Here is a 19,611-nt window from a genome sequence, read left to right on the forward strand (position 1 = left end):
AACAGAAGAGGACATTCATGCCATCGTTTATCGAAGCGCTTACGCTTAACTCCATCGAGCTGGAGCTGTACGGCCGCCCCGCCCGCGAGATCGACCTGAACCTGATTCCCGATACGGACGCCAAATACAGCATCAGCTGGCCAGGCGCCGACGGCACGTTAACAGTACAGCGAAGCGGCGACGCCATACGCCTGCAGATGCGTCTGAAAACCGAACAGCGCCTGTCACATCTCTTTCTGCGCTTTACCGTCTCATCCGAGCCGGCGCATATCTTCTGCAACGGTTACAACGACTGGACCGGATCGCGCGAATATCGATCCTCCGAGCGTCCCGGACGACTGCTTGCTCCGGCACGATGGCTGCTGCGTCCGTTAAGCGACATACCCGTTATCGAAAAGCGATTGCGCACGGGCAAAGGCGCGAAACGCAGCCAGGCCTTCACCGTGCTGCGAAACGGACATCGCGCCCTTCTCATGGGGTCGGTCTCTGATTTTGACGCCTTTACTTTCTTCGAATTTAAGGGCCGTTCCGTGCTTGTTCACAGAGATGTTGACGGCCGAGCCCTTCAGGGCGAAGAAACGGTGCTCGATCTGTATATCGAAGAGGCTAAGGAACCCGACCTCGAGGCGCTGTATCAGCGCTATTTCGAGTTAAAGGATCTGCCCGCTCTTCGCGCAAAGCCGGCGACGGGTTATACAAGCTGGTACTATCATTATAATCGCCTCACGCCCGACGACCTCTACAGCGTCATCGATCGCTCCGTCGAAACGGGCGCTCCGCTTGACGTGATTCAGATCGACGACGGATTCCAGCGTCGCGTCGGCGACTGGTTCGATCTGAAGCCCGAGTTCGGTGGATCTCTGCGGCCCATCGTCGATCGCATACATAAGGCGGGCTACCGGGCCGGCCTCTGGCTTGCGCCGTTTGTCGCCGAGGCACGATCCAGCATCATGCGCGAACATCCGGACTGGATCGCCCGCGACCGTCGCGGTCGCATGATCAAGGCCGGCTTCAATCCGCTCTGGTCTTACTGGTTCTATGCGCTTGATTTACAGAACGAAGAGGTGCGCGAGTATCTGCACATGGTCTTTCGCGTCGTGCTCGAAGAATGGGATTTTGATCTGCTCAAACTCGACTTCCTCTACGCAGCCGCTCTTCAGGAGCCGAGAACGATGAGCCGGGCTCAGCTGATGGCCGATGGCGTTAACCTGATTCACGAGGCGACGGGCTGGAAGGCCGGCCAGGCGTTTACGCCAGATAAGAAGAACGGGCCGCTGCTTCTTGGATGCGGGATTCCTCCGTCGTCCGCCGAGGGTCGCTTCGATTACTGCCGCATCGGTAGCGACGTCAAAGAATCCTGGGAGGACGGGCTGCTGAAAGCCGTGAACTATCAGGAGAGGGTCTCGACGTTTAACTCGCTGATCTCGACGATCGGACGCCATCCGTATAACGGCCGCGGTTTCTGGAACGATCCCGACGTCTTCTATCTGCGTCATACGTTCCGCGCTCTGAAAGACACCGAGAAATCCATGCCGCTGCCGATGAACCAGGCCGAAAAGACGACTCTGCTTCTCCTGAATCATGCGCTCGGCGGCTTGATCTTCACGTCTGATCCGGTGCACACGTATAACGAAGAAGAGCTGGCCGTGTACTCGCGTTGCTTTCCGCAGATAGGTCACCGCGTCGATGCCGTGCGTGACGACGAGCGCCTGTATACGATACGTTTTTCCTGCGAGATGATCGATCGTCCGCTTAACTATCTGCTTGTGTCCAATCTGCGCGATAGCGAGGCGACGGTCGATCTTCCTGAAGGGCTGTGGTTCCGTTCCTGTGTTCATGCAGGCAGCGTCGCCGACATCCCCGATGCAAGCTGGATGCAAAGCGGCCAGGTTCGTCTCAAGCCGCATCATTCGCTCTGCCTGCTTCAGGTCGGAGAGCTTGCCGGCACGACCGGACATATCTTCCCCGCCGGCGACCTGCTCTCGGTAAATCTGGATGCGACTTCGGATTCGTCAAAGAACGTTGAGCGGCGAAACCGCACGATGCAGGTCAGGCCGGCCTATCTGGTGCTTGAAAGAAGCTGCAACCTTGCGAAAAGCGCGAAGCCGGTGAGCCAGTTTGAGGTGGAAGGAAGGCAGTTTGTGGTCGTGCAGTATTGAGAGGACCGGGAGAGCTGAAGAGGGTTAACCAGTAGAGTAGAGAGGGTGCCGGAAGCCCGGCAGCCCTCCCCCTCGTCAAACCGGACGTGCAGATTTCCCGCATCCGGCTTTCCCGAAAACAGACCATCCCAGAGCGTATTCATTTGAGATAGAGCAGTCCCATTTTGCTTATCTGGGAGTAGAAGCTCACACCATTCGGCGGGCGAAAACCACGCTGACTTCTTCTCTTTAAATGCACTGTTAAGCGATGAACTGTATAGGAGTTGACTTTTCTAAAGGAAGCCGCTGGATAACCGAAGCGAAATAATTTGACCAGCCGACAAGGGTTCTGTTGATACCGCCTATCATCTCATCAATAGGTTGATAGCACATCTTCTTGCCCGTCATGATCTTAAGCCTATCCCGCATCCGCTGCACGGCTTTCTTAGAGGGTAACACATTCAAATAGTCTCGATTTCTGCCCTTGAGATCGCGATCAAACCGAAAGGTAAACCCGAGAAAATCCAGACTCGCTTTCTTCTCCTTCAAGTTGACTGTCTTCGTCTTGTCACGATTGATCTTAAGACCCATGCGGGCTTCAATGAATCCCTCAACAAAATCGGTGAGGCGATCCGATTGATACCGGGCCAACACGACAAAGTCATCCGCATAACGAACAAGTTTTGCGTTGGCCCACACAGCGGGTCCGTTACGACCATGAAACACCTTATCGAAGTAATGTAGAAACAGGTTCGCGAGCAGCGGGGAGATCACTCCCCCCTGAGGCGTTCCCTGTTTCGATCTTGCGATGCGTGGTGGACTCCCTTTATCGTCGGGGGGTTCAACCACAGGCGTCTTCAACCACATCCGGATCAGTCGCAAGACCGACCTGTCACTGATTCTCTGCTCAACGCAGAGAATCAGTTTGTCATGTGGGATGGAATCGAAGTATCCTTTGAGATCAGCATCATATACAGCCTGAAAACCCGACAGAATATGACTTCTGATTTCTGCGAGCGCTGTATGTGCAGATCTTTTCGGTCTGAACCCGTAGGAACAGTCGAGAAAATCAGCCTCATAGATAGGCTCGATAATCAGGAGAGTCGCCATTTGCACGACTCGGTCTTTAATCGTCGGAATGCCAAGAGGACGGCGTCTTCCATCCGGCTTCGCAATATACTTCCTGCGGACCGGGCTTGGTCTGTACGTCTTCTCTTTCAGTTCCTTCTGTATCGATTCAAGAAATGCTTTCGCACCTCCTTTGCTGTTCTCAATTTGTTTGAAGGTTATCCCGTCAACGCCGGGAGAACCGCGATTCGCTTTCACTCGTGAATACGCCGCCTCCAGAACGTCCATCCTGAAGATACGATCATAAAGCACGTAAAATTTGAAGCGTGGTTCGTTCCTCGCCTTGTGATAGAGTTTCGATCTCAAAAGAGCGAGCTTCTCGGAAAGTCCCTTCTGGTTAAGCGGTATCGCTGCCTCAGTTCCCTTTCCTTCTTCCGTAGAGGATGTTTCCATCAAGCGGTCTTACTCCTTTTCTTATCCAAACTTGTTTTCGGCAGAGTCCCTTCGCTCCACCGGAATTACCCGACTTCCTCGCTACTATGGACTCCTCCGACTCCCGATGAGGATGAGTCACAGTTATGGATTCCTGTCACTCGTTGCCGAATCCCTCACCGGGCCTCCCAGGTTCCTCATGTCTTCCTTCTGCAAGTGCTATCCGCTCTGACCCCGAGCAGCCAGTCGGGTGCTAACCATTGCTTCCCCGACCGTGTCAGGCTTCACCAACTCCGAGAGGCTGGCCGCTGCTAATGGTGTAACGAGGCTCATGTCGGTTCACTTTTGTTACGGCCCTTACATTTGATCCGCGTGGCTTCACCCAAATGGATTACTCCAGCAGATGCACGCTTCACTACCCGCCGAATGGCTAATTGCGGGGTGGGTACCTTTCAACCCACGGGAGAACACAGGCTTATCCTGGCGCACCGGAGGGCACGGAGGAACGCGGAGAAGACAGGGAGAGAGATGAACTGCTGAGAGTACGAGGGCCGACTGAGGAAGAAGGGTGGCGTTTTTCTGATTCGGAATGGGCTGTTGCTGGCAGTCGCCGGCCTTTTCGAGCCCTTGCCGAGCAGCGGCGCGACATAATCTCATTATTTTCGCATTCGAATGTCCCTATAATTTTAATATGTCGCTCGGCGTCTTCCAGCAAAATGCACGATATCTCGCGCACTGTATAGCGAGCTAAACAATCTGTCGCGCGCCCGAGCCCGTTCTATACCAGCCGGCCTGCGCCGAAGTCCCGCCTGATTTGCATGCCATCCCGCCCACAGCGACCTTCTCCCTCATCCGCAGCACACATACTGAAGTTAACGCCGCTCCACGCAGCGATTACTCTTCCTTCTTCTCTCGACCCTTCTCAGCCTTCTCTCTCATCCTATCAATAAAATCAGGAGGCCATGCCCTGGGCGCACCATTGCATTTTGGGCCGGCACAGCCACCCTGGCCATTCCATTCGCCCTCCTGGACATCGCCTGATTTTAAATATACCTTCTTGCCATAACCCTTTTCGCTCCCATTAACAAACGCGCCTTCAAGGCGAACGTACGGTTCAGGATCTGTCCATCGGCCATTTTTATACTGTGGCGAGTCATAACCGATCTGCACACCGTGTCCATTGTAATGATTATCCCGGAATTCCCCTTCATAGCGCCGTAGATTGTTTGCATCATATGCTCTGCCTCTTCCATGCCGTTTGCCGTCCCTGAATTCGCCACGATAGTGCGTGCCACGCCAGAACAGATAGGCACCTCTGCCATTTCTGCAATCTCCTTCATAACAGATTGCACCATTCACAAAGTCTCCGCTATACGCCTTGCCCGTGCAGGTGGTCAATGTGCCTCGCCCATGCGGAACACCTTGCTGGAACTGGCCTTCATATCTATGGGGGCAGCTATCCATCTCTTCTTTTGGCCATGGTCCTGTTATCAGCCTTTCCCATTTTCCGTAGCCGTGATACTTATCATAGGCGAAATCCCCTTCATAGTTCTCGCCCTCAATCGATTTCACACGCTTTTCAATGGTACCCTTGCCCCAGCGCAGGCCATCCCTGAACTCACCCCTGTAAATGGAATAGCCGACAAAACCGTTATCGACGGATTTATCGATAACACCGAAGAAATCCACGCGCTGTTCCCCATAGCCATTCTTACAGCCACCCTCTACACAGTAGGCAGTGCCCATTCGTGGCAGCGAGCAACGCATTGCGAATGCAAGTAAGGCGGCAATAAGCAGGGCGCCGATATATCGGTTCATACTCAACTTCAATGCTGTGTGTTCCGTTACAGGCAAGGCGGTTTTTATCCTGTTCACAGATCGGATGCTCGGTTGCGAGAGTGATCGCGCTTTTGCCGAGAAACGGAGCGACATAATGTCATTATTTTCTCATAAGAATGTCCCCATAATTTTAATATGTCGCGCCGGAGCCCGTACCACGCCGTATGTCGAGCACCGTATTCCTGCAAAATACACGATATCCCGCGCGCCGGAGCCATCCCCGAGCCTGTCGAAAAACCACTTCAGTGGCCCGCCTATGGCCCCTTGGGTCATAGGCGAAATGACGTTAAACCCCCTTACCCCAGCAAAGTGATCTCCCCCCGTCGATTTGTGATGTTGCTATACATTCACTCTCCTGAAACTGATCAGCTTCGCAATATTGTGGGCGATACAACGTTCTGCCCAGTCAACCTGAGCCTTTTTGAGGGTGCGTCGAAAGAATTGCCATCCATTTCGTACACTCTTCATAACGCCGAAGACACCTTCTACCGACGGAAACCGGCGCGAATAGATTGTCTTACCATAGGCCGAGCTTAGTTTTTCTCTCATTTTAAGGGTCAGAGGATTGCTGACTGAAGCCATTCCCTTTTTTCCGTGATAATGCTGTAGCTTTCGGACATCAATGTTTGGGAACTGCCTTTTGGCGATCAGAAGATGCTTTCGATTGTTGCCGGGGCCAGCACATTGGTTCTGGAAAGAACATCCCGTACAATGGTTAAAGCGATACTCCCTGTAAAGGGCTCCTTGAAGCTCTCTGTCACGGATGAATTTCAGGGTCTGTTTTGCCGGACAGAGAAACGCATCTTTTTCTCTGTCATAGATGAACTCAAGCAGACCCTCCTGATTCGCTGTTACCAGAGGTGCCTCTTCTTTGACTCTATCCTTTCGCTCTTCTGGTTTTATCTTGCCGCCTGACTGTTTGTGAGCGAACTCTCGATCGGGCAGGTAAACATCTCTCTCGCCAAGTTCCTCCAGATTTTTTTCGCTCGCATAACCGCAGTCAAGAACGTATTTGATTTCCCCCTCTTTTTCAGGAAGGATCTCATTCTTCAGCCTCTCCACGCTATTGATGATGTCGACGGTAAAGGCTGGATCGCCTTGCGCTGTAACAACTTCTTGATAAATGATCATGCCGCTTTTATAGTCCACGGCATTCTGTGTAGCGTAACCGACGATAAAACGATTTGAACCATCCTTATGCCAATCTGCATCGGGATCGGTAAGATGGATTCGCTTCTTCTCTTCTCGATCTTTAAGAAACTCCAAGCCTTTCGCGAGTTTCTCTTTGTGTCTTGCGAATTTCTCCATCTTACTTGCCAGCAGTTCTTTCTCTGTTGAACTCTCTGCATTTTCCCATTCTTGATAACGCTTCTTACAGGCCTCTTCAATATGTCGATATCGCCTTTCCAGCTCCTCTTTCGTGCCTATATCTCTCCTGTTAGCGCTGGCTTTGATCTTTGTGCTGTCTATACTAACCGTATCGAGATCGATCAACCCGGTCTCTACTCCGAGGAACAATGTCTGCGTGAACAGATCCTTGATAGCGTCAGCATGCCGGAGTCTGAACTTCGCAAGAGTCGAGTGATCAATCTGCATCCCTCCCGACAGATACATCAGATCTGCCCTCACTTTAATGTCTCTCTCAAGAGCTCGCATAGAGAGATTACCATAAAGCAGCGCATACACAATCAATGCAAGTATCCGATCCACCGGTGCGGCAGGGCGACCTCCTTCCTCCGAATCATTGGAGTAACTCTGATCAAATTTGCTCAGGTCGAAACTACGGATGGTTTCAAGCAACCGTGGAACTGGATGATCTTCCGGGAACAATTCAGAAAAATTTAGAACAACGAATTGCCCCTGCTCCGGGTCGGGTTGCTTGTACTTTGCCATGACAATTCATAACAGCACGCATTATGAATTCCAGGATTTTTTCTTGCGGATCTGGTTTTTCGACAGGCTCCCCCCGACTCCCGCGGCCCCTGAGTCGGTCTCTTTGGCTTTACGGGAGGGCGGAATTCACTTTTCTGGCCCTGTTTATGAGCGCATTGCCTGAACAGATCAAGGTCGGATTTCTGGGCTTCGGTAAGATGGCCCGTTCCATCGCCGAGGGCCTTCAGAAAGAGAATCGCTGGCTGACCGGAGCCTGCGATGTGATGCCGTTTGCTTCTGAGCAGACGAAGGCCTTTGCCTCGGCCGGCGAGCTTGAGCAATGGGCCGATCTGATCCTGCTCTGCGTGAAGCCGCAGGATATGGCGACGGCGGTGGCCTCGCTTCAGGGAAGCCGCCCCTGCCTTTCGATCGCCGCCGGCCTCTCTCTCGATACGATTCGCTCTTTCTTTAAAGGACCGGCGCCTCTGCTGGCCCGCTCCATGCCCAATCTCGGCGCTACTGTCGGACTTTCGACGACGGCGATCTACTGCGAGGACGAGGCGCTGCGAGCGTTATCCGTCGAGCTTTTCGGCGCCGTCGGTTACGCCTTTGCCGTCGGGAAAGAGGATCTGATGCACGGCGTGACCGGGCTTTCAGGTTCGGGGCCGGCCTACGTCTTTCTTTTGATTCAGGCGATGGCCGAGGCCGGTGTGCGCGAAGGCATCCCCTTTGACGACGCTTTAAAGATGGCCGTGCAGACGGTGCTTGCCTCGGCGACTCTGCTTGCCGGTTCGTCGGATCATCCGGCGGAGTGGATTCGGCGCGTCAGCTCGCCGGCAGGAACGACGATCGAAGGCATGGCGGCCCTCGAAGAAAACGGTATGCGTCATGCGATCTATGAGGCCGTGCATCGAGCGACGGAACGCAGTCGCGAGCTCGGCAAGAAGAAATAATCAATCGAATACGCGTTCAGATGCGCGAGGAGTTTATGATGACGGTTCAGGAATTGACGGCGGCGAAGGCGAATGAGATCTTCAACAGGGCGATCGACGATTATCATAAAACCGACGACATCCACGCGAAAGAACAGAATCCTTTCGCCGAAGGCACGATCGAAAGCCTGCTCTACCGCAAGAACTGGATCGATACGGTGCAGTGGCATCTTGAAGATGAGGTGCGCGCTCCGAACATCGCCGACGCCTCTGTGGTGCATCTGAAACGCTGGATCGATCGCTCCAATCAGGATCGTAACGATACGGTGGAGAAGATCGACGACTGGTATCTGACGCACTTTCGCGATATCAAGCCCTCGCCCGACGCACGCCTGAATTCAGAGAGTCCGGCGTGGATTCTCGATCGCATGAGCATCATCTGTCTGAAGATCTATCACATGCGTCTTGAGACGCAACGATCCGACGCTACAGACGAGCATCGTAAGAAATGCGAGAACAAACTGAACGTACTGCTTGAACAGCAGAGCGATCTCGGCCGATGCCTCGAAGAGTATATTGGCGACATTCTCGCCGGCACGCGTATGATGAAGGTCTATCGCCAGATGAAGATGTATAACGATGAAAGCCTGAATCCCGTTCTCTATCAGAAGGGCAAGTCGAACTGATGCATCTGCTGATCCTTCGCTTCTCGGCCATGGGTGATGTGGCGTTGATCGCTCCCGTTCTGGGAGCGCTTGCGCGGGCGTATCCAAAAGTCCGCCAGACCGTCGTCACGCGTAAAGAATACGAGCCCTTCTTCTACAATATTCCCGGAGCGGAGGTCATCGGCGTCGATCTGCGTGCGCGCAAATACAGAGGCCTCACAGGTATTCACCGTCTTTATAGAGAGCTACAGCGCCTCGGTCCGTTTGATTACGGCATCGATCTGCACGGCTCGTTGCGTTCGCGTATGCTGCGCTTCTTCTTTCGCGGCAAGATGCCCTTTGCGCGCATCGTCAAAGGCCGCAAAGAAAAACGCCTTCAGATACGAAGGCGCAACAAGGTGCTGCATCAGCTGCCGCACGTCGTCGAACGCTACATGCATGTCTTCGAGCGTGCCGGACTCAAGGCCGATACGGGTCCGGGTCCCTGGATCACGCCCGAGACGCGATCGCGCAAGCTGGCACGTGATTTTCTCGTCGATCGCAAGATCGAGAAAAAAGATACACTCTGGATCGGCCTCGCTCCTTTTGCGGGGCACAAACCGAAGACGTATCCGTTTGAACGTATTCGCGACGTCGTGCGCCTCATCGATTATCATCTTCCCTGCAAGCTCTTTCTTTTCGGAGGTGGCAAACGCGAGATCGCCCTTCTCGAAGAGCTGGTCTCAATCGCTCCCGATAAGGCGGTGATGGTGGCGGGCAATCTGACGCTTGAAGGCGAGATCGGGCTTATGGATCGGTTAGACGCCATGATCGCCATGGATTCGTTTAACATGCACATGGCCGCCCTTCTCGGTCGGCCGGTGTTATCCATCTGGGGATCGACGCATACGTTCTCGGGCTTCGGACCGTACGGTCAGGACGACCGCAACATCGTGCAGATTCCCACCGACGTGCTTGAATGTCGGCCCTGCTCTATTTTCGGGAATAAAGGCTGCTTTCGCGGCGATCTCGCCTGCATGAACTGGATTGATCCGACCGACGTTTTCGCCTCGCTCTGCAACATCGTGCAGCGCCCCGTTCCGCAGCAGATCGCCGAACGCAAGACGATCCTTGCTCGCATCGCGCAGGAATCGAACGACTAACGACGATGCTTGATCACAAGCACGACTGAGATGACGGCAAAGACGGCCGTCGACGCCCATCCGGCCACAAACGGCGGCAGGATGTTATTCTCGCCCAGGTTCTGTCCTATACGGATGGACATGATATAAAAGAAGATCGTCGCCGTGGACAGCAGAAGGGCGCGAATCAGCGGTCCGCCGGACCGGAGCGATCCCATATTGCCGGCGATGGCGCCGACGACGGCGACGATGAAGCACATAAACGGAAAGGCGATCGTCGCATGGAAATGCACGCGGTAATCGGTGGCGCTGAATCCGGCGCTTTCTCTGTTCTCGATCTCATCAAGCAGCTCGGCCAGATTCAGCTCTGAGGGATCACGACGCGGCCTTGTAAAGAAGTTCAGATCTTCATCCAGCGTAATCGGCAACTCCACATGCAGCTTTACATCGGCGACGTTCAGTTCCTCGTCAAAGAAGGTTTCGCGCACCAGCTGTAGCTTCCAGTCACGATCGCCCGTAGACAGGGCGTTTTTTGCCTCGACCATGCGCACCGGTTTGAGAGGGGTCGTCTCGGGCTTGAAGAAGAGGATGTGAAAGCCGCCCATGACGCGGTTGCTTTCGCGATCGAGATACTGAACGAAATAAAAGGCCTGCTTTCCGCGAAAGCTGCGCTGCCAGACGACGTCGAGCTTGCGTTTCGTGTTCTTGCGGTACTGTTCCATGTAGTCGAGCGAAACTCGATTCGAAGGAACGACGACGTAGTTTTGAAAGGCGATGAGAACGGCGCTGAGCAGAAAGGCGAATCCGAAAATGACGGCGACGGCGCGATAAAAACTGATGCCCGAGGCGAAGATGGCGACCAGCTCGCGAGCCATCGTGAACTGTGCGACGACGAAGCAGACCGAGAACATAATCGCCGCCGGCGTGATCGTGACGACAAGCTGAGGTATCGTCGTCAGAAGATGCATGTAGAGCAGGTACCTGGGCTGCTTGCTTTCGATCTTCATCGCCTCGTTAATCGAAACGCTGAGAAAGACAAGCAGCAGACCGAGCAGAGCGAGAAAGAAGCCCTTGATGAACTCCCCTCCAAGATAGCGGTCGAGCTTGTTCAGCTTCATGGCTCAGAGCATCCAGTTCAGATCAAAGAAGACGGTTGCCGGCAGAAAGCCGAGAGAGAGGGCGGCAATGACGAAGGCGGCAGCAGCGGCAAGCGGGACGATGAGGTTATCATCGACGACTCCGTTCAGGGCCGTAAACGAGAAGAACTCGGCCAGGGCGGCGACGACGGCGGCGAATCCAAGGATGGCCAGGGCGACGCCAATCGAGCCCGATTCGAGAACAAAAGGAAGATTGCCTCGATTCAAGGCATCCTGAATCAAATAGAAAACGATCCCTGAAAGAAACGATCCGGCGACAAATGCCAGCATGCCTTCGACGGACTTGCCGTTCCAGAAGCGCAACCGGCCATAGTAGATACCGACAAAGGCGGCAAGCGGATCAGCGAGAACAAGGAAGGTCAGCGATAGCACGACTACTTCATCTGAAAAGAAAAGCACAAGCACAAGATTTGAGATCATGTAGGCGACGGTGCCGTGAATACGATCTCGCTCGGACTCCTTCATCAGCGATCCAAACAGGCGATAAAAGAGATCGCGAAATCCGCGATGCTTCATGCGCAGCGTTTCCATGACAATGAGAGCGATATTGGCGGCAATCAGCAGGCCGATCAGCACCTTGCGCGTGATAAACGGATCGTCCGCAAGAAAACGGAAGACGTCGCCGTACAGCATCACGGGAACGAGCAATCCGGCCATGTGATAGATCTTGCGCTTCAGGTTGAAGCCACGGCCTATCGGTTCGCTGATTCGAATCCACTTCATAAATTGAGATCCCACTGTCGGGACGCTGCCAGACTCTAAAAAGGCTGTCATTTTGCCACCTCTTTCTCAGTTCAGGCTCCGCTGTTACAGATATGACTTGACGCATAAATAAAGTCGAGCAGACTTCCTTACAGGCTATGAATCTAAGGGTCGTACATCTTCTGCGCAAGGTCGAGCGTATCGATCGAGACATAGAAGAGCTCGATGCGCTGATGGGCACGTTGCAGATGGACCGGGAGTATTCTGCCCGTCTGCGTGATTCGCTGGTCGAGGAATCCTTTCGGCTGCGCCAGCTCAAACAGCGTATCAACTCGCAGGTCATCCGCATTCCGCCGCATTTTGAGGCCATGCTCGCAGATGGCAGGCGTCCCGAGATCGCCGTGCGCCCCGACGTCGCCGTACGCAGCGAGCCTGCCCGCCCCGATGCCACAAATCGTGCCGAGCCGGCAAAAACACAGGCCTCCTCAAGCGACAGAAGCGGTCCAAAAGAGGCCTCCTCGAATTCCCTGCCCACGCAGGAATCGATCACCACACAGGCTGCGACGCCAGCATCCGAAAATGCATCGGCAAACGGCTCTGCTGCCTCGAAGGACGTAGAGAAGACCGAGACAGCGCCTGTGCGCAATCCCGGCACCGCCGCCGATAAGAAAAAGCCGCCCTTCCTGTTCCGGTTTGAATAGGCGTGCCGGCAAGGCGAGAATCTGTTCTACCATCCGGCCGCCATGTTCGTCCGCGCGTCTTGTTTCCGGGCGCAATTATGATTCCCCTCCGACCGGGAGGGGAAAACATTGACACCGGAGAAACTCATGACCGTTATCAACAAACTCAGCAAAGCCTCCGTGCTCGCTCTGCTTCTTCTGCCGCTGTTCGCCTCCTGTGGAGACGGACAGGCGCTCGTCACCTTCAAAGACGACGGCAAAGAACAGAAGATCACACGCGGCGAAATGAAGACCTTCCTCACCGCCACGATGGGAGCTTACGATCCTACGAAGATCACCGTTGCCATGCAGGACGAAGTACTGCAGAATCTTGCCCTGATTCGCGTCGCCGCTTTAGCCGGTAAAAAAGAAGGCCTCGACAAAGGCGAGGAATTCCAGCGCAATCAGATCATGATCGATCGCCGTGCTCTCATCGCCGGATTCGACCTGTATCTGAAAGTGAACGCCTCTTCGCATAAGTATAAGATGCTCGATGCGCAGATGCTCTTTCTCAAGAATGATCCGCAGAGCGATCGCAAGGCCGAAGCCGAAGAGCTTCTCAAGAAGCTGAACGATGCAAAAGACGATGCCGAGGTCGAAAAGATCATGTTCGCCTCGAACGAGAATAATCGCTATCGCATCCAGGCCGGATATCTCGACCCCTATTGCATCTCGTGCAATCCCAATCCGTTAACCGAACTCACCGATCCCATCAAGGATCGCAGCGATAAAAAGTTCGTAATCGTAACAAACGAACAGGGCATCTGGCTGATCCGCAGCCTGAAAGTGCGCGACGTGAAAGGCGACGACCTCGAACGCATCTTCCTCGACTTTCAGCGTCGTGCTCAGAACGCCATCAAGAAGTATTACGAACAGGCCGGCCAGGCTCCGAAAGGCGAAGAGAAGCATCCCGGCATGATGAGCGACGAAGAGGTGAAAACCTTCGCGAAAGAACAGGCCGAGGCGCAGGTTCGCCGTGAAACACGTAGCCTGCTTGCCGGCGAGATCGAGAATCTAAAAAAGGAATATCCCATCACCTTCGAAAGCGGCGAAAATCCGCCTGAGATGTGGAAGGAAGCGCCGGCAGACGATACGCTGCTTTTCAAGATCAAGGATCAGGCCTATCGTTACGCCGATCTGAAGAAAGAGGCAGGTATCGAGAAGATGGCGCCCGAAGAACAGTTCATGCTTGCCATGCAGGTTCTTCTGCCTTCTGAGCTTCTAAAGAAATCGTCGCAATACGATAAGGTCGTGAAATCCGACGAGGTCGAGTATGTCCAGGCTCTTTATACGAACGACCTGCTTGCAAACCTTTATATCGGCCGCGAAGCGTCGAAGACGACGGTGACCGACGAAGAAATCAAGCAGATGTATGAGCTTCGCCAGTTCAATGAGTTCAAGGGCAAAACCCTGGCTCAGGTAAAAGATCAGATTCAGATGGGACTGATGCAGGAAAAGCGCCAGTCGGCCTTTCAGGCGATCAAGAAGAATCTCTTCGATACTTACAGCGTGAAGATTGAACGCGAAAAGCTTAAAGAAGGCAAGCTCTGATCGGAGTTTAAACATCGTTCACTTTTCGTTTTTTAAAGGGAGGCCCGAAAGCCTCCCTTTTCTGTTTGGAGCCGGTTCTGAATCCCTTTCTGAGCTTTAAGAACAGAGCGGATGCGTTCGACCGCAGCCTGATCGAGGCGAGATTGCTATCTAAGACGCGAGACAGGGGCTGTATTGAATGTAGATAGGTCTTAACGGGGCACGACATAAAAAAAATATCTTCACATTAAGATGTCCCGGTAATAATATTATGTCCCATACACTTTACTGGCCGCAGCGCTATCCCACCCCTGCTCCTGGCACATCAAGTGTATTCTCTGCTCCGCCTGAGTCTCTACCACTCACAAGCAGGAAATCGACTTGCTCGGGCAGCCTCATCCGTTATCCCGAATCCGCAGACACTCGCCCATGCCGACTCAATCGCACGAAGCCTTGAATTCCTATGTATGCCCCCTTTGCCGCTCTCCGATAAAAGGCATGCCCGGTGAGATCGTCCCATGTCCTCGCTGCCGAACGGTCTTCGCTGTCACGCCAAACAATCCCCTGTCGCTACACACCCGCCGGAGTTTCTCGTATAACACTCTTCTAAAATGCCTGCTGCCCCTTCTTCCCTTTCTTATGTACGTATCGACGATGTCTTTTACGGACTGGTCGTCGCTGCCCGCCGTCTCGCTGCTAAGCTTGCTGCTGCCATGGCTGATCTGGCCGCGTGAGGCAACGAGCGCTCAAGATGTAACGCTCATCGGTCTGTATCGCCTGCTTGCTCGGCGGAAACTGCATCTTCTCGATGTCGGATCAAGGCTCGGCCTCGGAATAATGCTTGTCACACATCTGATGGCAGTTTCTATACTGATAGCTCATCTTTTCGGGAGCATATGATGGACAGGCCGAAAATCTTCTCGATGACCTTTGCAAGCGTGTATCCGCTTTATATTCATAAGGCCGAGAAAAAGAATCGCACAAAGCAGGAAGTCGATCAAATCATCCTCTGGCTGACCGGCTACGATGAAGCGACATTACGGGCGCAGATCGAAAGGCAGGTCAGCTTCGAGATATTCTTCGAAGAGGCTCCGCATATTAACGACAACGTTACGCTGATCAAAGGCGTGATCTGCGGCTACAGGGTAGAAGAGATCGAAGATGAGCTGATGCGTAAGATTCGCTACCTGGACAAGCTGGTGGACGAGCTCGCTAAGGGAAAGACGATGGAAAAGATTCTGCGCAAGTGAGCGAGGCCGATGTCAACAGAACTCACGTTGCCCGAAATCAAGCCTGTTAACGAGCTGTCCCGGTACCTGACGGTGGCGCAGATGCTGATGTTTCCGTCGATTTATCTTTCTTTCCATTATGCATGGAACTCTGGGGCTGCAGAATTTCTCTTTGCCTTCCTTCTTGTTGCGACTCCTATCGTGGCGACTGCCTCGCTCCTCTCAGGCATCGTTGCTCTGATCAGAGGCAAGGATTCTCGATCGTTACAGAAGCCATGCTGCAATCGCCTGCCCCTTATCAAAGTGCATATCACCAGCGGCCTCATCTCCAGTTCAGGCACGTTACTCTCACTCCTGTTGCAGGGGACAATGACAGAGAAGTCCTCCGTCTTGCCTTTCTTTCTCGCACTGGCAATATATTTATTCGGATCGATCACATTCACGGTCACTGCTTTTCTGCTCAGATTGAGGAATAGAGGTTGAATGGGTCCATATCCATCAGAAGAGGGAGTCCTTGACTATGCGCATCAAGCAGACAAAGAAAGCTAATATTCAGTGGGAGTCGATACGTTTGCTGTTCATATTGCCAATCCTCTGGTATTCGCATCATTTAAGCACACACCTGATTCAGTCCCCGTGGCTACCGGACTATATTGCCAGAGTCGCCCTGATAAACCTTGCTTTCCTTGCAGGACCTTCGTCAGAAGCAGCAATAGTATTATTTACAGGCAAGCCATTCTCATGGAAAACACGAGCAAGCTTGTTCCTTTCAGGGACGCTCTTTTCTCTTATGTCGATCCGCGCTGCCTTTGGAGACGACTGAAAGTGTCTGGGCCCATATCGTGTCCTCTCAGTTGTTTGAAAATGAATCATCCCCTGGACAACCCATGCCCGGTTTAAAAAGCCTGTTCATGATCCTTCTTTTCATTTGCTTATCCGGTGCCCGCGCGTTCCTCGTCGGCATCAGCATCCCGGTTGTGGACAGCGGCGCAGGGGCTTTTGCGATGATGGGAAATATCATCATCTACTCAATCCTCGCACTTTTCGCACAGGTGGTGCCTGGCATCTTGCATCGTGTATTCGTCTGGGTTCGGCAGTCGCAGGCATCACCTGCATTCTATCTGCATCTCTATTTCTGGGGCGGATTGCCTCTTCATGTGATTTCTTTTCTTCTGCGACCAGAAGCTGCTGTGTTCTCGTTCTTGCCCGATTTGCTTCTGATTACCCTCTACAAAATTGGTCTATCCTTATTTGCTCAGCCCTCCGGAGATCGCTAAAATGCAAAGCCGCATCAGGAGTCTGTAGCTATGAAGAACAAACTCTTTCTCTACTCCATGCACGTGAACGAAAAGCAGCTTCAGGAGTTAGACAGACTGACGGGAAAAACCGACCGATCAGAGATGCGCATCGCCGCCATCGTGCATGCAACGGATGTTTTTCCCGATGCCGGCGACTGGGTCCCAGGAGTTCTCGATTCTTTAAGAGCACACGGCTACAATGTTAGAATAAAGGATCTGAATCGCAGCACGGACTTCGACGATTGTGATATCATCTGGATATGCGGCGGGCATACCTACTATCTGCGCTATATCCTCCAAAACACCGGCGCCGATGATGCGATTGTCAGGGCCGTCGCGCAGGGAAAAGTCTTCGCAGGATGGAGTGCGGGCGCCGTCGTTGCCGGCCCTACGACGCAGTTTTTCGACTTAATGGGCGATGATCCCGAGCAGGCGCCTGAAGTCGTCGACGACGGCCTGCAGCTAACCGAATACGTCGTGGTGCCGCATTGCAACAATCCGGCATACAGAGAATCGGCCCTGCTCACCGAAGAGCGACTGAGGGCTTCTGGTTTTAAGACGATTCCGTTGAACGATGATCAGGTCGTCGTTATAGACGGCTACGATTCGATGCACATAGTATGACGGATTTAGCATTGTAGAGGCGGCTAACTTTCTCAACGCGAAGTAGTTGCCGCCACGGCAACCCGGTAAGTACACGTGCATGCAACGGCCACCTCGACTATCGAGGCGGCCAGCAGCCTTTATTTCAACTCAAACTCCGGACAGGCTACCGAATACGGCACTTCCTTTCCGTCAGCACTTTTATAAAACGACGAATGCTTCAGACGATAGATGCCCGGCTTATCTTCGCCTGTCGTTTCCCAGACAAGCTCGATACGATCAGGAAGGACCGGCAGCAGGGCCTGCTTGAAATAAAACTTCGTCGCCCAATCGGCGTCGTTATACACGACCTTCCAGGCATTGCCTTCTTTGCGTTCAACGTCAAAGTAAGACCTCTGCTTCGGATAAGCGATATTCGGATGCAACGCCCGCACATCGCAGCGCACCGTTTCACCGATCTGCACCGACGTGGGATTCGGAGTCATGACGCCGGCCTCGAAGCTCTCGACGAGGCGGCGGCCCGGTATCTCGGTCTTCTGAACGCTGGCGCTCAGATCTCTCGGCGCCCTGCCGGGATTGCTCGGCCGGTCGTCACGCAGATCTTTTGCCAGGCGATCGTATTCCTGCTGGAAGAGCGCCAGAGAGAACGGGCCGTGCAGCGTGTGTCCGCCTTCGTATTGCTGTGTGGAGTATTCTTCGCGTGTGGTGACGTATCCGGCGAAGTCGTTTGTTAACCCTGAAAGAGCGATGTCACGTGCCCGGTCGCCGAGTACCTTGCGAACGGTATCTTTCATGCGACGGCTTGACATCGTCGTCACCTCGTTCGGCGATACGATGAGAACGAAATCGCCGACGCTGACAAGACCGATGGGCAGAATCTGCGATAGCGATGGATGCGGCTTCGTCTCGCCCATCGCAAAAAGCACGGCCTTCGGCCTCTGGCATTCGCGCAGCTCCTCCGTCGGCGACTGGAGCATATGAGCGGCCAGCCAATCGATATAGAAACGGCGATTCTCGTCCTTCATGCCTTCATGAAAAAGCCAGTGACCGCCGCCTTCTTCGGTGGAGCCGGCAGCCAGGGCATAGCCGTAGGCTGAAAGGCAGGTACGCTCGTCTTTGCCCGTTCCCGAGAATTCTTTTTTAACGACGGAATTCGGCATATCGATGAAAGACTGAGTGAAACGGAGCCCGGCCGGCAACGGACGCAGTTCGTCGCTGAAAAGCAGCCGGCGACTCGCCTCATACTGACGCTCTCCGATGATTTTCGTGCTCTCGAACATATCCTTACCGGGTCCGGTATTATTCAGATTCAGGTTAGGCGTTACGTCTCCTTCGTTAGCCTGGGCGAAGATGGCGACGAAATCCTTCTGGCCGCGCTTCAACGCCTCACGTTCTGCAAGATACGACGCATAGCCTTTATTATCAGACGAGATCAGATGGTTGTCGAACGTCATGCTTGTCGGATGCACTCCGAACCAGTTGATAACGCCGATCGTTCCCTTCGACGTTTTAACGGAGATCTGCACCATCGTCGTATCGATGTTGGTCGTATAGCGCTTGCGCTCTTCTTCGGGATTGGCGTTATAGGCGACGAGCGATCGGTTCACTCCGGCCCCTTCGACGGCTGTGCTGCCGATGAGCAGCTGAGCCGGCGCTTTCTTTAAATAAGCGTCGCGAATCGAACGCACGATGCCGTCGACGATGACGTTATAGTATTCTGGAAAGAATTTTGTCGTGTAGATGGAATTCTCAATATAATGGAAGAAGCCTGCCGGTCCGCTATGTGTATGCGATCCGTTGAGTAAAACGTTCGCCATATTGAACCTCGGATCCACCTCTTTCCGGAGGCGCGCCACAACGTCCCGATGGATCTCATGCGGGATTCCGCCAAGTTCGCCCGTTACATAAGCCAGAAGCCGACCGCTCTGCGTGTCTTTTATGACGAGAGACCTTGCATACTGTCGCAGGTGAATGCCCTCGCCCTTCTGGCCTTCCTGGGCGTATCCCCAGAACATGATACCGACGGCCGGGCCTGTTATATCAACCCTGGACATGCCGGCCTCAAAAGGAAAGGCGTCAGACCCGGTTTCCTGACCGGCCTCTTCAGAATAGCCCGGCGCGGACGCCGACGTTAACAGAATGAATGCAAATACCGTCGCGATGACTCTCTTCAACTGACTGCTCCTTAATCGCATCAGGCGATCAAGGAGCGTTCTACCACACCGATTCGCAAAGGCAAGCAAAAACGAGTCAACAAATGCCGATTATTGCAGCAAGCTTTCCCGGCCACATGCTTCGGTTGACTG

17 protein-coding genes are annotated in these 19,611 nt (G+C 53.6%); 11 read left to right on the plus strand and 6 right to left on the minus strand.

The genetic code is table 11. The features are described from left to right. Positions 1-17 precede the first annotated feature (17 nt). Complete coding sequence (locus tag LEPIL_RS08290) at positions 18-2,159, plus strand: glycoside hydrolase family 36 protein (RefSeq protein WP_002771762.1); 2,142 nt, start codon at positions 18-20, stop codon at positions 2,157-2,159. Between the two features lie 240 nt (positions 2,160-2,399). On the opposite strand, the gene ltrA is transcribed toward LEPIL_RS08290, so the two are convergent. From ltrA to LEPIL_RS08305, 3 genes are all read right to left on the minus strand, one after another. After that, positions 2,400-3,659 carry a group II intron reverse transcriptase/maturase gene (gene ltrA / locus LEPIL_RS08295; protein WP_246811966.1) on the minus strand — a complete coding sequence of 420 codons (1,260 nt, stop codon included), beginning with the start codon at positions 3,657-3,659 and terminating at the stop codon, positions 2,400-2,402. Positions 3,660-4,532: 873 nt separating this feature from the next. Then, complete coding sequence (locus LEPIL_RS08300) at positions 4,533-5,456, minus strand: MORN repeat-containing protein (RefSeq protein WP_002771765.1); 924 nt, start codon at positions 5,454-5,456, stop codon at positions 4,533-4,535. Between the two features lie 360 nt (positions 5,457-5,816). Continuing rightward, positions 5,817-7,370, minus strand: a complete 1,554-nt coding sequence (locus LEPIL_RS08305; RefSeq protein ID WP_002771767.1) for a transposase — start codon at positions 7,368-7,370, stop codon at positions 5,817-5,819. A gap of 146 nt (positions 7,371-7,516) precedes the next feature. Between LEPIL_RS08305 and proC the strand changes: the two genes are divergently transcribed. Genes proC through LEPIL_RS08320 form a run of 3 tightly spaced genes read left to right on the plus strand, consistent with a single transcriptional unit; the run spans position 7,517 to position 10,088 of the window. Further along, positions 7,517-8,302, plus strand: a complete 786-nt coding sequence (gene proC, locus LEPIL_RS08310) for a pyrroline-5-carboxylate reductase (protein WP_002771769.1) — start codon at positions 7,517-7,519, stop codon at positions 8,300-8,302. Positions 8,303-8,340: 38 nt separating this feature from the next. Further along, on the plus strand, positions 8,341-8,967 hold the full coding sequence (locus tag LEPIL_RS08315) for a DUF4254 domain-containing protein (protein WP_002771771.1): 627 nt from the start codon (positions 8,341-8,343) through the stop codon (positions 8,965-8,967). Beyond that, positions 8,967-10,088 (plus strand): glycosyltransferase family 9 protein, encoded by a 1,122-nt coding sequence (locus tag LEPIL_RS08320; protein ID WP_002771773.1) that lies wholly within the window; start codon positions 8,967-8,969, stop codon positions 10,086-10,088. Before LEPIL_RS08315 ends, LEPIL_RS08320 begins: the two co-directional genes overlap by 1 nt. Here the strand turns inward: LEPIL_RS08320 and LEPIL_RS08325 are convergent. Both LEPIL_RS08325 and LEPIL_RS08330 read right to left on the minus strand, forming a co-directional pair. Further along, positions 10,085-11,185: an LptF/LptG family permease gene (locus tag LEPIL_RS08325; protein ID WP_002771775.1), complete on the minus strand. Its 1,101-nt coding sequence runs from the start codon at positions 11,183-11,185 to the stop codon at positions 10,085-10,087. The genes LEPIL_RS08320 and LEPIL_RS08325 overlap by 4 nt on opposite strands. 3 nt (positions 11,186-11,188) lie before the next feature. Next, positions 11,189-11,947: a diacylglycerol/polyprenol kinase family protein gene (locus LEPIL_RS08330; protein WP_052608496.1), complete on the minus strand. Its 759-nt coding sequence runs from the start codon at positions 11,945-11,947 to the stop codon at positions 11,189-11,191. A 137-nt stretch (positions 11,948-12,084) separates the two neighbouring features. Between LEPIL_RS08330 and LEPIL_RS08335 the strand changes: the two genes are divergently transcribed. From LEPIL_RS08335 to LEPIL_RS21870, 7 genes are all read left to right on the plus strand, one after another. Further along, positions 12,085-12,627 (plus strand): NADH-quinone oxidoreductase subunit E, encoded by a 543-nt coding sequence (locus LEPIL_RS08335; RefSeq protein WP_002771779.1) that lies wholly within the window; start codon positions 12,085-12,087, stop codon positions 12,625-12,627. 126 nt (positions 12,628-12,753) lie between these two features. Beyond that, complete coding sequence (locus LEPIL_RS08340) at positions 12,754-14,196, plus strand: LIC12015 family protein (RefSeq protein WP_002771780.1); 1,443 nt, start codon at positions 12,754-12,756, stop codon at positions 14,194-14,196. Between the two features lie 878 nt (positions 14,197-15,074). Further along, positions 15,075-15,425: a DUF2200 domain-containing protein gene (locus LEPIL_RS08350; protein WP_002771784.1), complete on the plus strand. Its 351-nt coding sequence runs from the start codon at positions 15,075-15,077 to the stop codon at positions 15,423-15,425. 27 nt (positions 15,426-15,452) lie between these two features. Next, a complete protein-coding gene (locus LEPIL_RS08355) occupies positions 15,453-15,887 on the plus strand; it encodes a hypothetical protein (RefSeq protein ID WP_143464736.1) in 435 nt (144 codons plus the stop codon). Positions 15,888-15,924: 37 nt separating this feature from the next. Further along, positions 15,925-16,227 (plus strand): hypothetical protein, encoded by a 303-nt coding sequence (locus LEPIL_RS08360; protein ID WP_002771788.1) that lies wholly within the window; start codon positions 15,925-15,927, stop codon positions 16,225-16,227. A 31-nt stretch (positions 16,228-16,258) separates the two neighbouring features. After that, a complete protein-coding gene (locus LEPIL_RS08365) occupies positions 16,259-16,681 on the plus strand; it encodes a hypothetical protein (protein ID WP_143464737.1) in 423 nt (140 codons plus the stop codon). Between the two features lie 30 nt (positions 16,682-16,711). After that, positions 16,712-17,326 carry a Type 1 glutamine amidotransferase-like domain-containing protein gene (locus LEPIL_RS21870; protein WP_002771792.1) on the plus strand — a complete coding sequence of 205 codons (615 nt, stop codon included), beginning with the start codon at positions 16,712-16,714 and terminating at the stop codon, positions 17,324-17,326. Between the two features lie 119 nt (positions 17,327-17,445). Here the strand turns inward: LEPIL_RS21870 and LEPIL_RS08375 are convergent, their stop codons facing one another. Beyond that, complete coding sequence (locus LEPIL_RS08375; RefSeq protein ID WP_002771795.1) at positions 17,446-19,479, minus strand: neutral/alkaline non-lysosomal ceramidase N-terminal domain-containing protein; 2,034 nt, start codon at positions 19,477-19,479, stop codon at positions 17,446-17,448. Between the last annotated feature and the right edge of the window lie 132 nt (positions 19,480-19,611).

It is taken from the genome of Leptonema illini DSM 21528, from assembly GCF_000243335.1.
GTDB lineage: Bacteria > Spirochaetota > Leptospiria > Leptospirales > Leptonemataceae > Leptonema > Leptonema illini.

Excerpts from the sequence above, each read along its gene's own strand:
- LEPIL_RS08290 (WP_002771762.1), top strand. The coding sequence starts at position 18 with ATGCCATCGTTTATCGAAGCGCTTACGCTTAACTCCATCGAGCTGGAG.
- ltrA (WP_246811966.1), bottom strand. The coding sequence starts at position 3,659 with ATGGAAACATCCTCTACGGAAGAAGGAAAGGGAACTGAGGCAGCGATA.
- LEPIL_RS08300 (WP_002771765.1), bottom strand. The coding sequence starts at position 5,456 with ATGAACCGATATATCGGCGCCCTGCTTATTGCCGCCTTACTTGCATTC.
- LEPIL_RS08305 (WP_002771767.1), bottom strand. The coding sequence starts at position 7,370 with ATGGCAAAGTACAAGCAACCCGACCCGGAGCAGGGGCAATTCGTTGTT.
- proC (WP_002771769.1), top strand. The coding sequence starts at position 7,517 with ATGAGCGCATTGCCTGAACAGATCAAGGTCGGATTTCTGGGCTTCGGT.
- LEPIL_RS08315 (WP_002771771.1), top strand. The coding sequence starts at position 8,341 with ATGACGGTTCAGGAATTGACGGCGGCGAAGGCGAATGAGATCTTCAAC.
- LEPIL_RS08320 (WP_002771773.1), top strand. The coding sequence starts at position 8,967 with ATGCATCTGCTGATCCTTCGCTTCTCGGCCATGGGTGATGTGGCGTTG.
- LEPIL_RS08325 (WP_002771775.1), bottom strand. The coding sequence starts at position 11,185 with ATGAAGCTGAACAAGCTCGACCGCTATCTTGGAGGGGAGTTCATCAAG.
- LEPIL_RS08330 (WP_052608496.1), bottom strand. The coding sequence starts at position 11,947 with ATGAAGTGGATTCGAATCAGCGAACCGATAGGCCGTGGCTTCAACCTG.
- LEPIL_RS08335 (WP_002771779.1), top strand. The coding sequence starts at position 12,085 with ATGAATCTAAGGGTCGTACATCTTCTGCGCAAGGTCGAGCGTATCGAT.
- LEPIL_RS08340 (WP_002771780.1), top strand. The coding sequence starts at position 12,754 with ATGACCGTTATCAACAAACTCAGCAAAGCCTCCGTGCTCGCTCTGCTT.
- LEPIL_RS08350 (WP_002771784.1), top strand. The coding sequence starts at position 15,075 with ATGGACAGGCCGAAAATCTTCTCGATGACCTTTGCAAGCGTGTATCCG.
- LEPIL_RS08360 (WP_002771788.1), top strand. The coding sequence starts at position 15,925 with ATGCGCATCAAGCAGACAAAGAAAGCTAATATTCAGTGGGAGTCGATA.
- LEPIL_RS21870 (WP_002771792.1), top strand. The coding sequence starts at position 16,712 with ATGAAGAACAAACTCTTTCTCTACTCCATGCACGTGAACGAAAAGCAG.